This window comes from Streptomyces sp. NPDC005303, assembly GCF_040607335.1.
Classification (GTDB): Bacteria; Actinomycetota; Actinomycetes; order Streptomycetales; family Streptomycetaceae; genus Streptomyces.
This window is the reverse complement of record NZ_JBEXGM010000013.1, coordinates 1-15271: the sequence shown is the minus strand read 5'-3', so window position 1 is coordinate 15271 and position 15271 is coordinate 1. Positions and strand designations below refer to the sequence as shown.

Here is a 15271-nt window from a genome sequence, read left to right as displayed (position 1 = left end):
TTCGCGACGTTAGCGGCTGTCGCCCACCTGGTCCATGGGCAGCCACAGGACGGTGCCCACGGGCGCGGCGCTCGCGCCGGTGATCTCCGCGTCGGTCAGGGCACGGTTCCAGACCCGGACCTCGTCGAGCGCGCCGGTGAAGAAGGCCCGGCGGTCCACGCGCTGCCCGATGTGCACACCGAACGGCGAGTTGCGGCTGACCGACCCCGGCACGTCCGGTGCGCCGGTCGCCGTACCGTCGACGAAGAGGGTGAGCCGGCCGCCGCCCCGACGCAGCGCCAGATGGTGCCACCGCCCGTCGTTGTACGCGCCGCTCGTGCTCACCCACGCCGTCCGCACGCTCGTCGCGCCCTCCCGAGCGGTGATCAGCCCGCGCACCCGGCCGCTCGCCGGTTCCCCGCGCAGCCACACCTGCGGCTGGGTGGTGCCGACGCCGCCCATCCACAGCAACGGCTGCTCCCCGGCCGCGGCCGAGTACCGGAACCACAGGGAAGCGGTGAAGTCCCCGGTGCCGAGCGGGAGTTCCGCGCGATACGGCAGACGTACGGCGTCGTCGGCGCCGTCGAAGTCCAGGGCGCCGCCGATCACCCCCGTCGTCTCGCGGGCGCCGCCGAGCACGGCCGCGGGCGGGGCGAGGGGAGCGAGGTCGGGGGTGGTCGGGTCGGGGCCACGGCGCGGGGTCAGCCAGTCCTCGGTGAAACGGGCGAAGCGGATCTCGTCGCGCGCGTCGGCGGTCCCGCCCTCGTACAGCAGGCCCACCGCGTCCTCGTCGACCGGGGCCAGGTCGGAGTAGCCGGACCAGTCCGTGGTGACGACGGTGCCCCGGTCCGCGGTGTCCCAGGTGCGGCCGCCGTCGTAGGAGGAACGGATCGTCATCGTGCGGCGGCGGTCCGGGTCCGCCGGGCAGGACAGCAGCAGGCGCTCACCGAGGCCGAGGGTGGCGCACTGCACCTGCGGTGCGTACAGGTCCGGCAGGGCCCGGAAGGGGGCGGTGAAGCTGTCACCGCCGTCGAGGCTGACGGCCTGGGTGCGGTGGCCGAGGTCGGTGCCGTCCTGTTCGCGTCCGCTGACGAGGAGGGAGCCGTCGGTGCGCTCGGTGAGCGTGACCTCGGAGGGCTTCTGCCGGAAGGTGCCGTCGGTGGCGACCGGCCAGGAGTCGGTGGCGCCGACCCGCCAGTGCTCCCCGCCGTCGTCGCTCACGACGAGCGCCGCGTGGTTCGCGGTGACCCGACCGCCCTCCCACGTCTCGGAGTTGACGCCGAAGACCAGCCGCCCGGCGTGCGGGCCGTGGGCGAGCTGGATGCCGTGCACGGGGCCGGTGGCGTACCAGGAGTTCTGCTGCGGCGACAGGATCTCGTCGCTCAGGTCGCGCGGCGCGGACCAGGTGCGGCCGTCGTCGTCGCTGTACTGGAGGTGCGGGGTGCGCTCGCACGGCACCGCGCAACTCCCGCTGTCCGTACGGCCCGTGTTGTACGTCTCGGCCAGCAGGACGCGGCCCGTCCGGCGGTCCACGACCGGGGCCGGGTTGCCGTGGGTGTCGCCCGCGCCCTCGTTGACCACCTGGAGGGGACCCCAGGTGCGGCCGCCGTCGGTGGACCGCTTGAGGACGATGTCGATGTCGGTGGCGTCGCCGCAGTTGAGGATCCGTCCCTCGGCGAAGGCGAGAAGGGTGCCGGCGGTGGTACGGACGATCGCCGGGATACGGAAGCAGGCGTAACCGGCGTCCCGGTCCGCCTTGAAGAGGATCCGCTGCTCGAATTCCGGTGCAGAGGCTCGGGGTTGGGCCTGAGCGGGGTCCGGCAGGGCGAGCAGGGCGGCGGTGACGGACACGGCGGTCAGGGAGGATCTCAGACGTGCGCGACTCGACGGCACGGGCGCCCTTTCAGTTCTCCGTATATCCGGATATATGACCTTCCGGTCACGGACCGTAACTCCGCGCCCCGCGCCCCACAAGAACCCCGCGCGTGTCCGTCACGGATGGAGTACGACTTTTCCGAGAGGGTGCGCCGCGACTCGATCACCTCGTGCTCCCTCGGTGTCTCCTCCAGGGTGAACTCCGCGTGGACGCGAGGCCGAAGGGTGCCGTCCAGGAACATCCGCCACAGCTCCCGTCGCCACCGCTCGTGCAACTCAGGCCGCTCGCGGGCGATGCGCGCCATCTGGAAGCCCGTCACGGACTCGGCGTCGACGAGGAGGTCGTACGCCTGGATCGTCCCGCCGCCCGAGCTGTACGCCACCAGCCACCAGCCGCCCGCCCGCTCGGGGCCGGGGCGGCCGGTGCCGGGGTGAGCAGCTCACCGCCGACCGCGTCGAAGACGTGGTCGACGGGATCCCCCCAACTGCCGTCCGTATACACGGCGATGGCGTCGGCGCCGAGCGAGCGCACGAAGTCCGCCTTGGCCGGTCTGAGACCGCGCCCACCATCCGGGAGGCACCCCGGACCCGCGCGAGCTGCACGGCGAGGTGATCCACGCCGCTCGCCGCCGCTGTGATCAGTGCCGTCTCTCCCGGCTCGGGGCGCGCCGCCTCCAGTGCGCCGAGCGCGACCAGTCCGCTGCGGACCAGTGCGACCGCGTCCACCGCCGAGGCGCCGTCGGGGACCGGGGAGGCTATGGCCTCGTGCCGCAGCGCGAAGTCGGCGTAGCCGTGGCCGAAGCGGAGCCGGACCAGGTGTTCCTGGCCTGGCAGGGCAGCCGGAGGTCGCCGCTGGTCGAAGCGTTCGTCGAGGACCTCGCCGAGGAGTCGGTCAGCTCTGGGCCGCCGTCGCCGTGAGGGTGAGTCGGTGTTCTCCCGCGTACACGTTCATGGAGCGGCCGCGCAGGAAGCCGATGAGGGTGAGTCCGGTTTCGGTGGCGAGGTCGACGGCGAGCGAGGAGGGTGCGGAGACGGCGGCGAGGACGGGGATGCCGGCCATGACGGCTTTTTGGGCGAGCTCGAAGGACGCGCGGCCGGAGACGAGCAGGATGACCCGGTTCAGGGGGAGGTCGCCCTGTTGGAGTGCGCGGCCGATGAGTTTGTCGACGGCGTTGTGGCGGCCGACGTCTTCGCGTATGTCGAGGAGTTCGCCGTGCTCGGTGAACAGGGCGGCTGCGTGCAGGCCTCCGGTGCGGTCGAAGACGCGTTGGGCTGCGCGGAGCCGGTCGGGGAGGTCGGCGAGGAGGTCGGGATCGATACGGACGGGGGGAGTGTCGGAGATGGGCCAGCGGGTCGTCGTACGGACGGCGTCGAGGCTGGCTTTGCCGCACAGGCCGCAGGAGGAGGTGGTGTAGACGTTGCGTTCGAGGGTGATGTCGGGGATCACCACGCCGGGGGCGGTCTTGACGTCGACGACGTTGTAGGTGTTGGAGCCGTCCACGGTCGCTCCGGCGCAGTAGACGATGTTCTGCAGGTCGCTCTGCTGGGCGAGGACGCCTTCGCTGACGAGGAAGCCCGCGGCGAGGGCGAAGTCGTCTCCGGGGGTGCGCATGGTGATGGCGAGGGGTTTGCCGTTGAGGCGGATCTCCAGTGGTTCCTCGGCGACCAGGGTGTCCGGGCGGGACGAGACGGCCCCGTCGCGGATGCGGATCACCTTGCGTCGTTCCGTGACTCGTCCCATATGTGCCTCAGTCCCGGTTCTGTACGTGTCTGTACGTTTTGGTAGCCGAAACGGCCCTTGCTGCAGAGACTCCCGAGGGTCACCGGTTCGTCGGGCGAGGTGGTGGCCTTCACGGTCTCATTGTCCTGCACATGGAGCGCGAGGCCGCAGCCCGCTCTGCAGCGCGCGCAGGGTGCCGGGCGCGGGACGCAATATTGTCTACAGTATGGACAGTGGTCGTGCAAGAGGGCAGGGCTGCCGCCCCGTGCCCCAACCCGCTTTGGAAACCGGCCGGTTCGACCGTTCGTCGCGTCCGGGATACCGCTCATCGCATACGGTCGACGCGCCGCCTTTTCAACTCGCTTGTTTGTTCCTACCGTCCGGGATCATGAGTCCCCCTGTCGCGCCCCCGGGCTGGAGCCGCTGGCTCGTCCCCCCGGCCGCCCTCTCGGTCCATCTCTCCATCGGACAGGCTTACGCCTGGTCCGTGTTCAAGCCGCCGCTCGAGTCCGCGCTCGGTCTCAGCGGCACACAGAGCGCACTGCCCTTCCAGCTCGGCATCGTGATGCTCGGCCTGTCCGCCGCGTTCGGCGGCACGCTGGTGGAGCGCAACGGGCCGCGCTGGGCGATGACGGTGGCGCTGATCTGCTTCTCGTCCGGCTTCCTGCTCTCCGCGCTGGGAGCGGCCACCGAGCAGTACTGGCTGATCGTCCTCGGCTACGGCTTCGTCGGCGGCATCGGCCTCGGCATCGGGTACATCTCGCCGGTGTCCACCCTGATCAAGTGGTTCCCCGACCGGCCCGGCATGGCCACCGGCATCGCCATCATGGGCTTCGGCGGCGGCGCGCTGATCGCCTCGCCGTGGTCGGCACAGATGCTGAAGTCCTTCGGCTCCGACAGCTCCGGGATCGCCCTCGCGTTCCTCGTGCACGGGCTGTCGTACGCCGTCTTCATGCTCCTCGGCGTCCTGCTGGTGCGCGTGCCGCGCAGCGAGAGGCCGGTCGAGAGCGCGCCCAGCGCCTTCGACGGCCCGCAGGTCTCGGCGCGCAACGCCGTGCGCACGCCCCAGTTCTGGTGTCTGTGGCTCGTGCTCTGCATGAACGTGACCGCGGGCATCGGCATCCTGGAGAAGGCCGCCCCGATGATCACCGACTTCTTCAACGACACCTCGACCCCGGTCTCGGTGTCGGCCGCGGCCGGTTTCGTCGCGCTGCTGTCGGCGGCCAACATGGCGGGCCGCATCGGCTGGTCCTCGACGTCCGACCTGATCGGACGGAAGAACATCTACCGCGTCTACCTGGGCGTGGGTGCGGTGATGTACGGGCTCATCGTCCTGTTCGGCGACTCGTCCAAGCCGCTGTTCATCCTGTGCGCGCTGGTCATCCTGTCGTTCTACGGCGGCGGTTTCGCGACCATCCCCGCCTACCTGAAGGACCTCTTCGGGACGTACCAGGTCGGCGCCATCCACGGCCGGCTGCTGACCGCCTGGTCCACGGCCGGTGTCCTCGGGCCGCTGATCGTGAACTGGATCGCCGACCGGCAGAAGGACGCGGGCAAGAGCGGGTCCGACCTCTACGGCCTCTCCTTCATGATCATGATCGGACTGCTCGTCGTCGGGTTCGTCGCCAACGAGTTGGTCCGCCCGGTCAGCACCCGCCACCACATCCCCGCACCGAGGGAGGCCGCCGATGTCACAGCCCGACAGCAGCCAGAGTCCGCCTGACCGGCGTCCGCTCATCGCCCTCGCCTGGGTGTGGGTGGGCGCGCCGCTCGCGTACGGGCTCTACGAGCTCGTACAGAAGGCGACGCAGTTGTTCACCAAGTAACTTTTCACCAAGTAACTGTTCACTGAGTGACCGTTCGGCAAGTAAGTGTTCGGCAGGTGTTCGGGCGTCCGAAGGGGTGAGGGAAGCCGACAACTCGGGCGCCCGTTTCCTGTGGCCTTACGTGCCCGCGTACCCGTGAGTCACTGATCAGACTGGAGGATCCCTACCCAAGGCAACAAGGGGGACCCTCCATGAACGGCTCGCGGATCGCCGCAGTCGGCCACTACCAGCCCGCCAAGGTACTCACCAACGAGGAGCTGACGGGCCTGGTCGACACCAGCGACGAGTGGATCAGGTCCCGGGTGGGGATCCGGACCCGCCACATCGCCGGTCCCGACGAGCCCGTCGACGAGCTCGCCTCGCACGCCGCCGCCAAGGCGCTGGCCGCGGCCGGGCTCGCCCCCGCCGACATCGACCTGGTCCTGGTCGCCACGTCCACCGCCGTCGACCGGTCCCCGAACATGGCCGCCCGGGTCGCCGCCCGGCTCGGCATCCCCTCACCGGCCGCTATGGACGTCAACGTGGTGTGCGCCGGCTTCACCCACGCGCTGGCCACCGCAGACCACACCGTGCGGGCCGGTGCGGCGACCCGGGCGCTGGTGATCGGCGCCGACAAGATGTCCGCGGTGACCGACTGGAGCGACCGCACCACCTGCGTGCTGGTCGGCGACGGGGCGGGCGCGGCGGTCGTCGAGGGGGCCGAGGTACCCGGCATCTCGCCCGTGCTGTGGGGATCGGTGCCCGAGATGGGGCACGCCGTGCGGATCGAGGGCGAGCCGGCGCGGTTCGCGCAGGAGGGGCAGAGCGTCTACCGCTGGGCGACCACGAAGCTTCCGGCGCTGGCCCGGCAGGCCTGCGAACGCGCGGGGCTCACCCCCGCCGACCTCGCCGCGGTCGTACTGCACCAGGCGAACCTGCGGATCATCGAGCCGCTCGCGCAGAAGATCGGCGCGGTCAACGCGGTGGTGGCCCGCGATGTGACCGAGTCCGGCAACACGTCGGCGGCGAGCATCCCGCTCGCGTTCTCCAAACTGGTCGAGCAGGGCCAGATCTCGACCGGCGACCCGGTGCTGCTGTTCGGGTTCGGCGGGAACCTGTCCTACGCCGGTCAGGTCGTCCACTGCCCGTGACGTGCGGGATGTGACGAGGCCGACGCGGGGTGTACCTGTTCTCACGACGCCGTAGACTGTAGACAAAACGCAATGGACATGTCCGCCTGTCGAGGAGGGGGACCGCGTTGTTGTCGACAGGACTGCCACAGGGATCCGTGCCGAAACTCGAACGTCCCGGTCCGTTGCGGGATCGCGTGTACGAGGCGCTGCTCGAACTGATCACGACGCGTGCGTTGCAGCCTGGCCAGCATCTTGTGGAGAGTGAGCTGGCGGGTCATCTGGGGGTGTCCCGGCAGCCGGTGCGTGAGGCGTTGCAGCGGCTGAACACGGAGGGGTGGGTGGATCTGCGGCCCGCCCAGGGGGCGTTCGTGCACGAGCCCACGGACGAGGAGGCCGACCAGCTGCTCACCGTGCGCACGCTGCTGGAGGCCGAGGCGGCCCGGCTGGCCGCCGCGAACGCGGGCAGCGCCGGTGTCGCCGCCCTGGAGGCCCTCTGCGCGGAGGGGGAGAAGGCCGTCGACGCCGACGACGTGGACGCCGCGGTCGCCCTGAATGCCCGCTTCCACGCGAAGATCATGGAGCTTGCGGGCAACGCGGTCCTCGCCGAGCTGGCGGGGCAGGTGGACCGCCGGGTGCGCTGGTACTACACACCGATCGCCCGGCAGCGCGGCCGACAGTCCTGGATCGAGCACCGGGCCCTGATCGCGGCGATCGCCGATCGGGACCAGGGGCGGGCGGCCGAGCTGATGCGGGAGCACACGGAGCACACGCGGACGTCGTATCACGCCCGTTTGCGGGGGTAGTGGTGTCGTCCGGGAGGGGCGGCCGCCAGGCGTGGATCGAGCACTGGGCCGTGTTCGCGGTGACAGCCGGCGGGGTTCAGTGTCGGGCGGCCGAGCTGATGCGGGAGCGTACGGGGCGCGCAGGGGCGTCGTATCACGCCCGTTTGCGGGGGTAGGGGTGTCGTCCCGGGAGGGGCGGCTGCCAGGCGTGGATCGAGCACTGGGCCGCGACCGCGGTGACAGCCGGCGGGGTTCAGTGTCGGGCGGCCGAGCTGATGCGGGAGCGTACGGGGTGCGCAGGGGCGTCGTATCACGCCCGTTTGCGGGGGTAGTGGTGTCGTCCGGGAGGAGCGGTCACCAGGCGTGGATCGAGCACTGGGCCGTGTTCGCGGTGACAGCCGACGGGGTTCAGGGGCGGGCGGCCGAGCTGATGCGGGAGCGTACGGGGCGTGCAGGGGCGTCGTATCACGCCCGTTTGCGGGGGTAGTGGTGTCGTCCGGGAGGAGCGGTCACCAGGCTTGGATCGAGCACCGGGCCCTGCTCGCGGCGATCGCTGGTGGGATTCAGGGGCGGGCGGCCGGGCTGCACCACGCGGCGCACTCCTGCGGCCCGCGCGTCCGCGCGTCCGCCAGGATCTGCCGCTGGCCGCCGTAACCGGGCATCAGGAACAGTGCTCGTACGCCGTCCAGCGCCCCCGCACACTCTCGGGCCGGTTCAGATCTCCCGCCACGGCCTCCACGCCCGCCGGTAACGCCTCGCGCCGCCCGGAACGGGTGACCGCCCGCACCCGCTCGCCGGACTCCGCCGGCGCGCGCACGGGTTCGGCACCCGCCTTCCCCGGCGTACCCCGTCACAAGAAGCTTGTGCTCCCCTTCGTCAGGCCCATCCTGAGGGGCCGCGCGCCGGGACACCAGAGTGCGACACGTCTTTGTCCTGAGAGTGGGGAAAGTCGGCAGCAATTTGTGCACAGCTTCTTCCCAGGTTCGGCAGCCGCTGCTACGTTCCCCTCGAAAGCACGGCAACCGGTGGCCGAATGAGGCGGGGAGGGGCTCGTGAGACGCATGACGGCGCGACCCGCGAACGCGCATCAGGCCCGGCTGCTCAAGCTGTTGCGCGACGGAGGCCCCAACTCCCGCGCGCAACTGGGCGATCAGATCGACCTGTCACGGTCCAAGCTGGCCGTGGAGGTGGACCGGCTGCTGGAGACGCGCCTGATCGTGGCCGACGGACTCGCCGCCTCCCGAGGCGGACGCCGCTCCCACAACATCCGGCTCGCCCCCAACCTGCGTTTCCTCGGCGTGGACATCGGCGCGACCTCGGTCGACGTCGCCGTCACCAACGCCGAACTGGAGATCCTGGGACATCTCAACCAGCCCATGGACGTCCGCGAGGGCCCGGTCGCGGTCTTCGAGCAAGTCCTGTCCATGGCAGCCAAGTTGAGGGCCTCGGGGCTCGCGGAGGGCTTTGACGGCGCCGGCATCGGCGTCCCGGGACCGGTCCGCTTTCCCGAGGGCGTACCGGTGGCTCCACCGATCATGCCCGGCTGGGACGGGTTCCCCGTACGGGAGGCGCTCAGCCAGGAACTCGGCTGTCCGGTCATGGTCGACAACGACGTGAACCTGATGGCGATGGGGGAGATGCACGCGGGCGTGGCACGCTCCGTGGGCGACTTCCTCTGCGTCAAGATCGGCACCGGCATCGGCTGCGGCATCGTCGCCGGCGGTGAGGTCCACCGCGGGGTGACGGGCAGCGCGGGCGACATCGGGCACATCCAGGCCGTGCCCGACGGCCGCCCGTGCGCCTGCGGCAACCGGGGCTGTCTGGAAGCCCACTTCAGCGGGGCCGCCCTCGCCCGGGACGCCGTCGAGGCGGTCGAGCAGGGGCGCTCCGAGGAACTCGCCGCACGGCACACGGCGAACGGCGGCCTGACCGCGGTCGACGTGGCCGTCGCCGCTGCCGCCGGCGACCCCACCGCCCTCGACCTGATCCGTGAGGGCGGCAACCGGACCGGTCAGGTCATCGCCGGACTGGTCAGCTTCTTCAATCCGGGCCTGGTGGTGATCGGCGGCGGGGTGACCGGCCTCGGTCACACCCTGCTCGCCGCGATCCGCACCCAGGTCTATCGCCAGTCGCTGCCGCTGGCGACCGGCAACCTGCCCATCGTTCTGGGGGAGTTGGGCCCCACCGCCGGAGTCATCGGCGCGGCCCGGCTCATCAGCGACCACCTGTTCTCACCCGCGTAAGCCACTTCTCGGTACGGCACTGTCCACCACGGCACCTTTCGATACGCCCCTCCGCACAGCGCTCCTGCTTCGCCCTGCCCTGAAACCGGCCCGCACGCCCGCCAAGGGGACCTCATGGCACCAGAACCACCGCTGCTCAGCATGTCCGGCATCACCAAGACGTTCCCCGGAGTCCGGGCCCTCGACGGCGTCGACCTCGACGTCCAGGCCGGCGAAGTGCACTGTCTGCTCGGCCAGAACGGGGCCGGGAAGTCCACCCTCATCAAGGTGCTGGCCGGGGCCCACCAGCCCGACACCGGCCGCCTGCGCTGGCGCGGCGAGGAGGTCACCCTCCGCTCACCGATCGCCGCCATGCGCCTGGGCATCGCCACCATCTACCAGGAACTCGACCTGGTGGAGCATCTGTCCGTGGCCGAGAACGTCCACCTCGGCCATGAACCCACGGCCGCGGGCTTCGTCGTACGGGGCAAGGCGGCCCGCAGGTCGACCGCCGCACTGCTACGACGACTCGGGCACCCGGAGATCGAACCGGCCCGCCTGGTCGGGGAGTTGTCGGCGGCGCAGCAGCAGATCGTGTCCATGGCTCGGGCCCTCTCCCACGACGTACGGCTGATCGTGATGGACGAGCCGTCCGCCGCCCTCGACCCGGACGAGGTCGACAACCTCTTCCGGATCGTCGGCGACCTGACCGCCGAGGGCGTCGCCGTCGTCTACATCTCCCACCGCCTGGAGGAGATCCGTCGGATCGGGGACCGGGTGACGGTCCTCAAGGACGGCCGGGCCGTCGCGGTGGGCCTCCCCGCCGAGTCGACGCCGACGCGAGAGGTCGTGGCCCTGATGACGGGCCGGAACGTCGAGTACGTCTTCCCGGAGCGGCCGCCCGCCGACGCGAAGAGTGCGGGCAGGCCGTTGCTGGAGGTCCAAGGGCTCGCCCGGCAGGGCGAGTTCGAGCCCCTCGACCTCGTCGTCCACCCCGGTGAGATCGTCGGCCTCGCCGGACTCGTCGGCTCGGGACGCTCAGAGATCCTGGAGACGATCTACGGAGCTCGAAAGCCCACCTCGGGTCAAGTAGTCGTGGGCGGAAAGGCGTTGAGGCCCGGAAGTGTCCGTGCCGCCGTCCGCGCCGGGATCGGACTCGCCCCCGAGGAACGCAAGGCGCAGGCCCTGCTGATGCTGGAGTCCGTCACCCGCAACGTCTCCGTCTCCTCCATGTCCCGCTTCTCCCGGGCCGGTTGGATCGACCGGGACGCCGAACTCGGCGCGGCCCGCGCGGCGACCCGCGAACTCTCCCTGCGGCCCGACAACCCCTCCGTGCCCATCCGCACCCTGTCCGGCGGCAACCAGCAAAAGGCCGTCCTGGCCCGCTGGCTGCTGCGCGGCTGCCGCGTCCTGCTGCTCGACGAACCCACTCGGGGGGTCGACGTCGGCGCCCGCGCCGAGCTGTACGCGGTCGTCCGGCGCCTGGCCGACGAGGGGCTGGCCGTGCTGCTGGTCTCCAGCGAGGTCCCCGAGGTGCTCGGCCTCGCCGACCGCGTCCTGGTGCTCCGCGAGGGCCGTGTCGTGCATACGGCGCCCGCCCGCGAGCTCGACGAACACCGTGTACTCGACCTCGTCATGGAAGGAAGCCCGGCCTCATGACGCAGCCTGTGTCCCCTCCCAGGGGAAGCGCCGACAAAGTGCCTTCGGTGAGCGAATCGCCCGCCTGGCGGGGGATGTTCGCCCGCGCCGACGTCCGCACCCTCTCCCTCCTCGGCGTGCTCGCCGTGCTCATCCTCATCGGCGGCATCACCAAGCCCGACGAGTTCCTCGACACCCGCAACCTCCAACTCGTCCTCACCCAGGCCTCGGTGATCGGTGTCGTCACCGTCGGCATGACCTTCGTCATCACCTCAGGCGGCATCGACCTCTCGGTCGGCGCGATCGTCGCCCTCGCCTCGGTGTGGGCCACCACCGTCGCCACCCAGGAGTACGGCTTCGCGGGCATCCTCTTCACCGCGGTGATCGTCGGCGTCGGCTGCGGCCTGGTCAACGGGCTGCTCATCGCGTACGGCGCCATGGTCCCCTTCATCGCCACGCTCGCCATGCTCGCCTCTGCCCGCGGACTCGCCCTGCAGATCACCGACGGCAGCACGCAGGTCGTCACGGTCAACAGCGTGCTGGATCTCGGCGAGCGCGACGCGTATGTGCTCGGCATCCCTCCGCTGGTCCTGGTCTTCGCGGTCGTGACGATCATCGGCTGGCTGGTGCTGAACCGCACCACCTTCGGCCGGCGCACCGTCGCCGTCGGCGGCAACGCCGAGGCCGCCCGGCTCGCCGGCATCGACGTCCGCCGTCAGCGCCTCTACCTCTACCTGCTGTCCGGACTCTGCTGCGGCATCGCCGCCTTCCTGCTGATCATCCTGTCCGGCTCCGGCCAGAACACCAACGGCAACCTCTACGAACTCGACGCCATCGCCGCCGCGATCATCGGCGGAACCCTGCTCAGCGGGGGTCGCGGCACCATCACAGGCTCCGTGCTCGGCGTCCTGATCTTCACCACGATCACCAACATCTTCGCCCTGAACAACCTGCAGAGCGACGTCCAGCAGATCGCCAAGGGCGCGATCATCGTCGCCGCCGTGCTGGTCCAGCGCCGTACCGCAAGCACGACCTGAGGAAAGGGTTCACCGCCATGCCACAGCCCACGAGCCGCTTCACCAGTCGCAGAGGTCTGCTCTTCGGGACCGCCGCCGTCGGGGCCGGTGCCCTCCTCGCAGGTTGCACCAGCAATGACTCCGGTGACGACGAGCCGGCCGCGAACGACCAGCCCGCCGCCTCCGACTCGCCGGGCAAGCCGGTCACCATCGGCTTCGCCGGACCGCAGGCAGACCACGGCTGGCTCAACGCCATCAACGACAACGCCAAGAACCGGGCCAAGAAATACTCCGACGTCACCCTGGAGATCACCGAGGGCTCCAACGACACCGCCCAGCAGATCGGCCAGATCGAGACCCTGATCAACAAGAAGGTCGACGTGCTGGTCGTCCTGCCCGCGGACGGCAAGGCCCTCACGCAGGTAGGGCTCAAGGCGATGCGCGCCGGGATCCCGGTCGTGAACCTGGACCGCATCTTCAACACCCCGCAGGCCTACCGCTGTTGGATAGGCGGCGACAACTACGGCATGGGCCTCAACGCCGGCCACTACATCGGGGAGAAGCTGAAGGGGAAGTCGAACGCCAAGGTCATCGAACTGGCCGGACTCGACAACCTGGAGCTCACCAAGCAGCGCACCAAGGGCTTCGACGACGCCTTGAAGAACTACCCCAACGTCAAGAAGGTGGCCCGGCAGGCCGCCGAGTTCACCGTGGAGTCCGGGCAGGCCAAGATGGCCCAGCTGCTCCAGGCCCAGTCGAGCTTCGACGCGCTGTGGAACCACGACGACGACCAGGGCGTGGGCGCGCTGCGCGCCATCGACCAGGCCGGCCGCAACGACTTCCTGATGGTCGGCGGCGCGGGCGCCCTCTCTGCCTTCCAGGCCATCAAGCAGGACAACGGTGTCCTCAAGGCGACCGTCCTCTACCCGCCGACCATGGCCGCCTCCGCGATCGACCTCGCCCGCGCCCTCGGCCAGTCCAAGGGCATCGGCGGCCTCGCCGAGTTCGAGATCCCGGCCTCGCTCACCCTCTACTCGGCCGTCGTCGACAAGACCAACGTCGACCAGTACATGTCCACCGGCTTCAAGTGAGGCGTCCCGACACGGGGCCTGTCTTACCGACCGGACCGGCCCCCAGCAGCGGTGCGCCCCGGCCGGGCCGGCCCGAACGGCAGGCCCCAGGAGCCCGGTTCGTCGACGGACCGGGCTGCACCCCCCACCGCGCCACGACGACGAGGAGGACATCGCGCATGGCACAGCCGCAGCAGTCAGAAGAGGCCGAGGTGCCGCCGCTCCGGGTCGGCATGGTCGGCTACGCCTTCATGGGCGCCGCCCACTCCCAGGGCTGGCGGACCGTCGGACGCGTCTTCGACCTGCCCCGCCGCCCGGTGCTCGCCGCGATCTGCGGTCGGGACGCGGAAGCCGTGCGCCGGGCAGCCGACCGGCACGGCTGGGCGGCCGCCGAGACCGACTGGCGGGTGCTGATCGAGCGGGACGACGTCGACCTCGTCGACATCTGCACCCCCGGCGACAGCCATGCCGAGATCGCCCTCGCCGCGCTCGCCGCGGGCAAGCACGTGCTGTGCGAGAAGCCGCTCGCCAACACCGTCGAGGAGGCCCAGATGATGACCCGGGCCGCCGAAGAGGCTTTCAGTCGAGGCCAGTTGGCGATGGTCGGCTTCAACTACCGCCGGGTGCCCGCCACCGCGCTGGCCCGCCGGATGGTCGCCGAGGGGCGACTGGGCAGGCTGCGGCACGTGCGGGTGTCCTACCTCCAGGACTGGCTCGTGGACCCGCAGTTCCCGCTGACCTGGCGGCTGCGCCGGGAGCAGGCGGGCTCGGGCTCGCTCGGCGACCTCGGCGCGCACATCATCGACCTCGCGCAGTACGTGGCGGGAGAGCCACTGGCCGGAGTCTCCGCCCTGACCGAGACCTTCGTACGGGAACGACCGCTGGCCGGGGGCGCCGTCAAGGGCCTGTCCGCCGTCTCCGGGACCGGCACCGGCCAGGTCACCGTCGACGACGCGGCCCTGTTCACCGGCCGCCTCACCTCCGGCGCCCTGGCCTCCTTCGAGGCCACCCGCTACGCCACCGGCCGCAAGAACGCCCTGCGCATCGAACTCAACGGTGAACGCGGCTCGTTGGCCTTCGACCTGGAACGCCTCAACGAGCTCTCCTACCACGACGCCACGGAACCCGGAACGCACGCCGGTTTCCGCCGCATCCTCGTCACCGAGCCCGACCACCCCTACCTGGACGCCTGGTGGCCGCCGGGCCACGGCCTCGGCTACGAGCACACCTTCGTCCACCAGGCCCGCGACCTCGTCCATGCGATCGCCGAGGGCCGCCGCCCCGAGCCCTCCTTCGCCGACGGACTCCAGGTCCAGCGGGTGCTCGCGGCCGTGGAGGAGAGCGCCGAGAAGAACTCCGTCTACACCCCGATAGCCGTCTGAGGAGGCTGCCAAAGATGCCGCGTCAGTTCACGCTCTTCACCGGTCAGTGGGCAGACCTCCCCCTCGAAGAGGTTTGCCGCCTCGCCCGCGACTTCGGCTACGACGGACTCGAACTCGCCTGCTGGGGCGACCACTTCGAGGTCGACAAGGCGCTCACGGACCCGTCGTACCTGGACTCCCGGCACGCACTGCTCGATAAGTACGGCCTCACGTGCTGGGCGATCTCCAACCACCTGGTCGGCCAGGCCGTCTGCGACGCCATCATCGACGAACGCCACCGGGTGATCCTGCCGTCCGCGATCTGGGGCGACGGCGACCCCGAAGGCGTCCGGCAGCGGGCGGCGGGCCGGATGAAGGACACCGCGCGGGCCGCGCGTGCCTTCGGGGTCGACACCGTCATCGGTTTCACCGGCTCGTCGATCTGGCATCTGGTGGCGATGTTCCCGCCCGCGCCCGAGTCGATGATCGAGCGCGGGTACGAGGACTTCGCCGAGCGCTGGAACCCGGTCCTGGACGTCTTCGACGCGGAGGGCGTGCGGTTCGCGCACGAGGTTCACCCGAGCGAGATCGCCTACGACTACTGGACAACGCAGCGAGCCCTGGAGGCGGTTGGTCGGCGACCGGCGTTCGGGCTCAACTTCGATCCCTC

At 70.6% G+C, this 15271-nt stretch carries 14 protein-coding genes and 2 pseudogenes; 11 read left to right on the top strand and 5 right to left on the bottom strand.

Going from position 1 to position 15271, the window contains the following annotated elements; genetic code table 11:
* Positions 1-9: 9 nt before the first annotated feature.
* Positions 10-1872, bottom strand: a complete 1863-nt coding sequence (locus ABZT93_RS19835) for a sialidase family protein (RefSeq protein WP_356106074.1) — start codon at positions 1870-1872, stop codon at positions 10-12.
* 99 nt (positions 1873-1971) lie between these two features.
* Positions 1972-2655 (bottom strand): annotated as a pseudogene (locus ABZT93_RS19830) (zinc-binding dehydrogenase); the annotation flags it as partial.
* On the opposite strand from ABZT93_RS19830, the gene ABZT93_RS19825 reads away from it, so the two are divergent.
* Positions 2620-2772, top strand: coding sequence for a hypothetical protein (locus ABZT93_RS19825; protein WP_356106073.1), 153 nt, complete (start codon positions 2620-2622; stop codon positions 2770-2772). The pseudogene ABZT93_RS19830 and the gene ABZT93_RS19825 sit on opposite strands and share 36 nt — an antisense overlap.
* Here ABZT93_RS19825 and fdhD read toward each other — a convergent pair.
* Positions 2747-3595 carry a formate dehydrogenase accessory sulfurtransferase FdhD gene (gene fdhD, locus ABZT93_RS19820; RefSeq protein ID WP_356106071.1) on the bottom strand — a complete coding sequence of 283 codons (849 nt, stop codon included), beginning with the start codon at positions 3593-3595 and terminating at the stop codon, positions 2747-2749. The genes ABZT93_RS19825 and fdhD overlap by 26 nt on opposite strands.
* Positions 3565-3765: pseudogene (locus tag ABZT93_RS19815) on the bottom strand (hypothetical protein); the annotation flags it as partial. The gene fdhD and the pseudogene ABZT93_RS19815, both read right to left, overlap by 31 nt.
* A gap of 197 nt (positions 3766-3962) precedes the next feature.
* Here ABZT93_RS19815 and ABZT93_RS19810 point away from each other — a divergent pair.
* The 4 genes from ABZT93_RS19810 (at position 3963) to ABZT93_RS19795 (ending at position 7315) form a co-directional block, all read left to right on the top strand.
* The gene (locus ABZT93_RS19810; RefSeq protein ID WP_356106069.1) at positions 3963-5297 is read left to right on the top strand and encodes an OFA family MFS transporter; all 1335 of its coding nucleotides are present in this window, start codon (positions 3963-3965) and stop codon (positions 5295-5297) included.
* Positions 5263-5400 carry a hypothetical protein gene (locus ABZT93_RS19805; protein WP_167364525.1) on the top strand — a complete coding sequence of 46 codons (138 nt, stop codon included), beginning with the start codon at positions 5263-5265 and terminating at the stop codon, positions 5398-5400. The genes ABZT93_RS19810 and ABZT93_RS19805 overlap by 35 nt, the downstream gene beginning before the upstream one ends.
* A gap of 191 nt (positions 5401-5591) precedes the next feature.
* Entirely contained in the window at positions 5592-6530 is a 939-nt protein-coding gene (locus tag ABZT93_RS19800; protein ID WP_356106067.1) for a beta-ketoacyl-ACP synthase III, read from the top strand.
* Between the two features lie 107 nt (positions 6531-6637).
* A complete protein-coding gene (locus ABZT93_RS19795; protein WP_356106065.1) occupies positions 6638-7315 on the top strand; it encodes a GntR family transcriptional regulator in 678 nt (225 codons plus the stop codon).
* A 640-nt stretch (positions 7316-7955) separates the two neighbouring features.
* Here ABZT93_RS19795 and ABZT93_RS19790 read toward each other — a convergent pair.
* A complete protein-coding gene (locus ABZT93_RS19790) occupies positions 7956-8111 on the bottom strand; it encodes a hypothetical protein (protein ID WP_356106063.1) in 156 nt (51 codons plus the stop codon).
* A gap of 244 nt (positions 8112-8355) precedes the next feature.
* Here ABZT93_RS19790 and ABZT93_RS19785 point away from each other — a divergent pair, with 244 nt between their 5' ends.
* The 6 genes from ABZT93_RS19785 to ABZT93_RS19760 all read left to right on the top strand — a co-directional run.
* Positions 8356-9537 (top strand): ROK family protein, encoded by a 1182-nt coding sequence (locus tag ABZT93_RS19785; RefSeq protein ID WP_356106325.1) that lies wholly within the window; start codon positions 8356-8358, stop codon positions 9535-9537.
* Between the two features lie 114 nt (positions 9538-9651).
* Positions 9652-11175 (top strand): sugar ABC transporter ATP-binding protein, encoded by a 1524-nt coding sequence (locus ABZT93_RS19780; protein WP_356106061.1) that lies wholly within the window; start codon positions 9652-9654, stop codon positions 11173-11175.
* Positions 11172-12191: an ABC transporter permease gene (locus tag ABZT93_RS19775; protein WP_356106060.1), complete on the top strand. Its 1020-nt coding sequence runs from the start codon at positions 11172-11174 to the stop codon at positions 12189-12191. Before ABZT93_RS19780 ends, ABZT93_RS19775 begins: the two co-directional genes overlap by 4 nt.
* A gap of 17 nt (positions 12192-12208) precedes the next feature.
* Positions 12209-13261 (top strand): substrate-binding domain-containing protein, encoded by a 1053-nt coding sequence (locus ABZT93_RS19770; protein ID WP_356106058.1) that lies wholly within the window; start codon positions 12209-12211, stop codon positions 13259-13261.
* A gap of 158 nt (positions 13262-13419) precedes the next feature.
* Positions 13420-14622, top strand: a complete 1203-nt coding sequence (locus ABZT93_RS19765; RefSeq protein WP_356106056.1) for a Gfo/Idh/MocA family oxidoreductase — start codon at positions 13420-13422, stop codon at positions 14620-14622.
* A gap of 14 nt (positions 14623-14636) precedes the next feature.
* The coding region (locus ABZT93_RS19760) for a sugar phosphate isomerase/epimerase family protein (RefSeq protein WP_356106054.1) at positions 14637-15271 on the top strand (635 nt) is incomplete at its 3' end.

Excerpts from the sequence above, each read along its gene's own strand:
- fdhD (WP_356106071.1), bottom strand. The coding sequence starts at position 3,595 with ATGGGACGAGTCACGGAACGACGCAAGGTGATCCGCATCCGCGACGGG.
- ABZT93_RS19810 (WP_356106069.1), top strand. The coding sequence starts at position 3,963 with ATGAGTCCCCCTGTCGCGCCCCCGGGCTGGAGCCGCTGGCTCGTCCCC.
- ABZT93_RS19805 (WP_167364525.1), top strand. The coding sequence starts at position 5,263 with ATGTCACAGCCCGACAGCAGCCAGAGTCCGCCTGACCGGCGTCCGCTC.
- ABZT93_RS19800 (WP_356106067.1), top strand. The coding sequence starts at position 5,592 with ATGAACGGCTCGCGGATCGCCGCAGTCGGCCACTACCAGCCCGCCAAG.
- ABZT93_RS19785 (WP_356106325.1), top strand. The coding sequence starts at position 8,356 with ATGACGGCGCGACCCGCGAACGCGCATCAGGCCCGGCTGCTCAAGCTG.
- ABZT93_RS19780 (WP_356106061.1), top strand. The coding sequence starts at position 9,652 with ATGGCACCAGAACCACCGCTGCTCAGCATGTCCGGCATCACCAAGACG.
- ABZT93_RS19775 (WP_356106060.1), top strand. The coding sequence starts at position 11,172 with ATGACGCAGCCTGTGTCCCCTCCCAGGGGAAGCGCCGACAAAGTGCCT.
- ABZT93_RS19770 (WP_356106058.1), top strand. The coding sequence starts at position 12,209 with ATGCCACAGCCCACGAGCCGCTTCACCAGTCGCAGAGGTCTGCTCTTC.
- ABZT93_RS19765 (WP_356106056.1), top strand. The coding sequence starts at position 13,420 with ATGGCACAGCCGCAGCAGTCAGAAGAGGCCGAGGTGCCGCCGCTCCGG.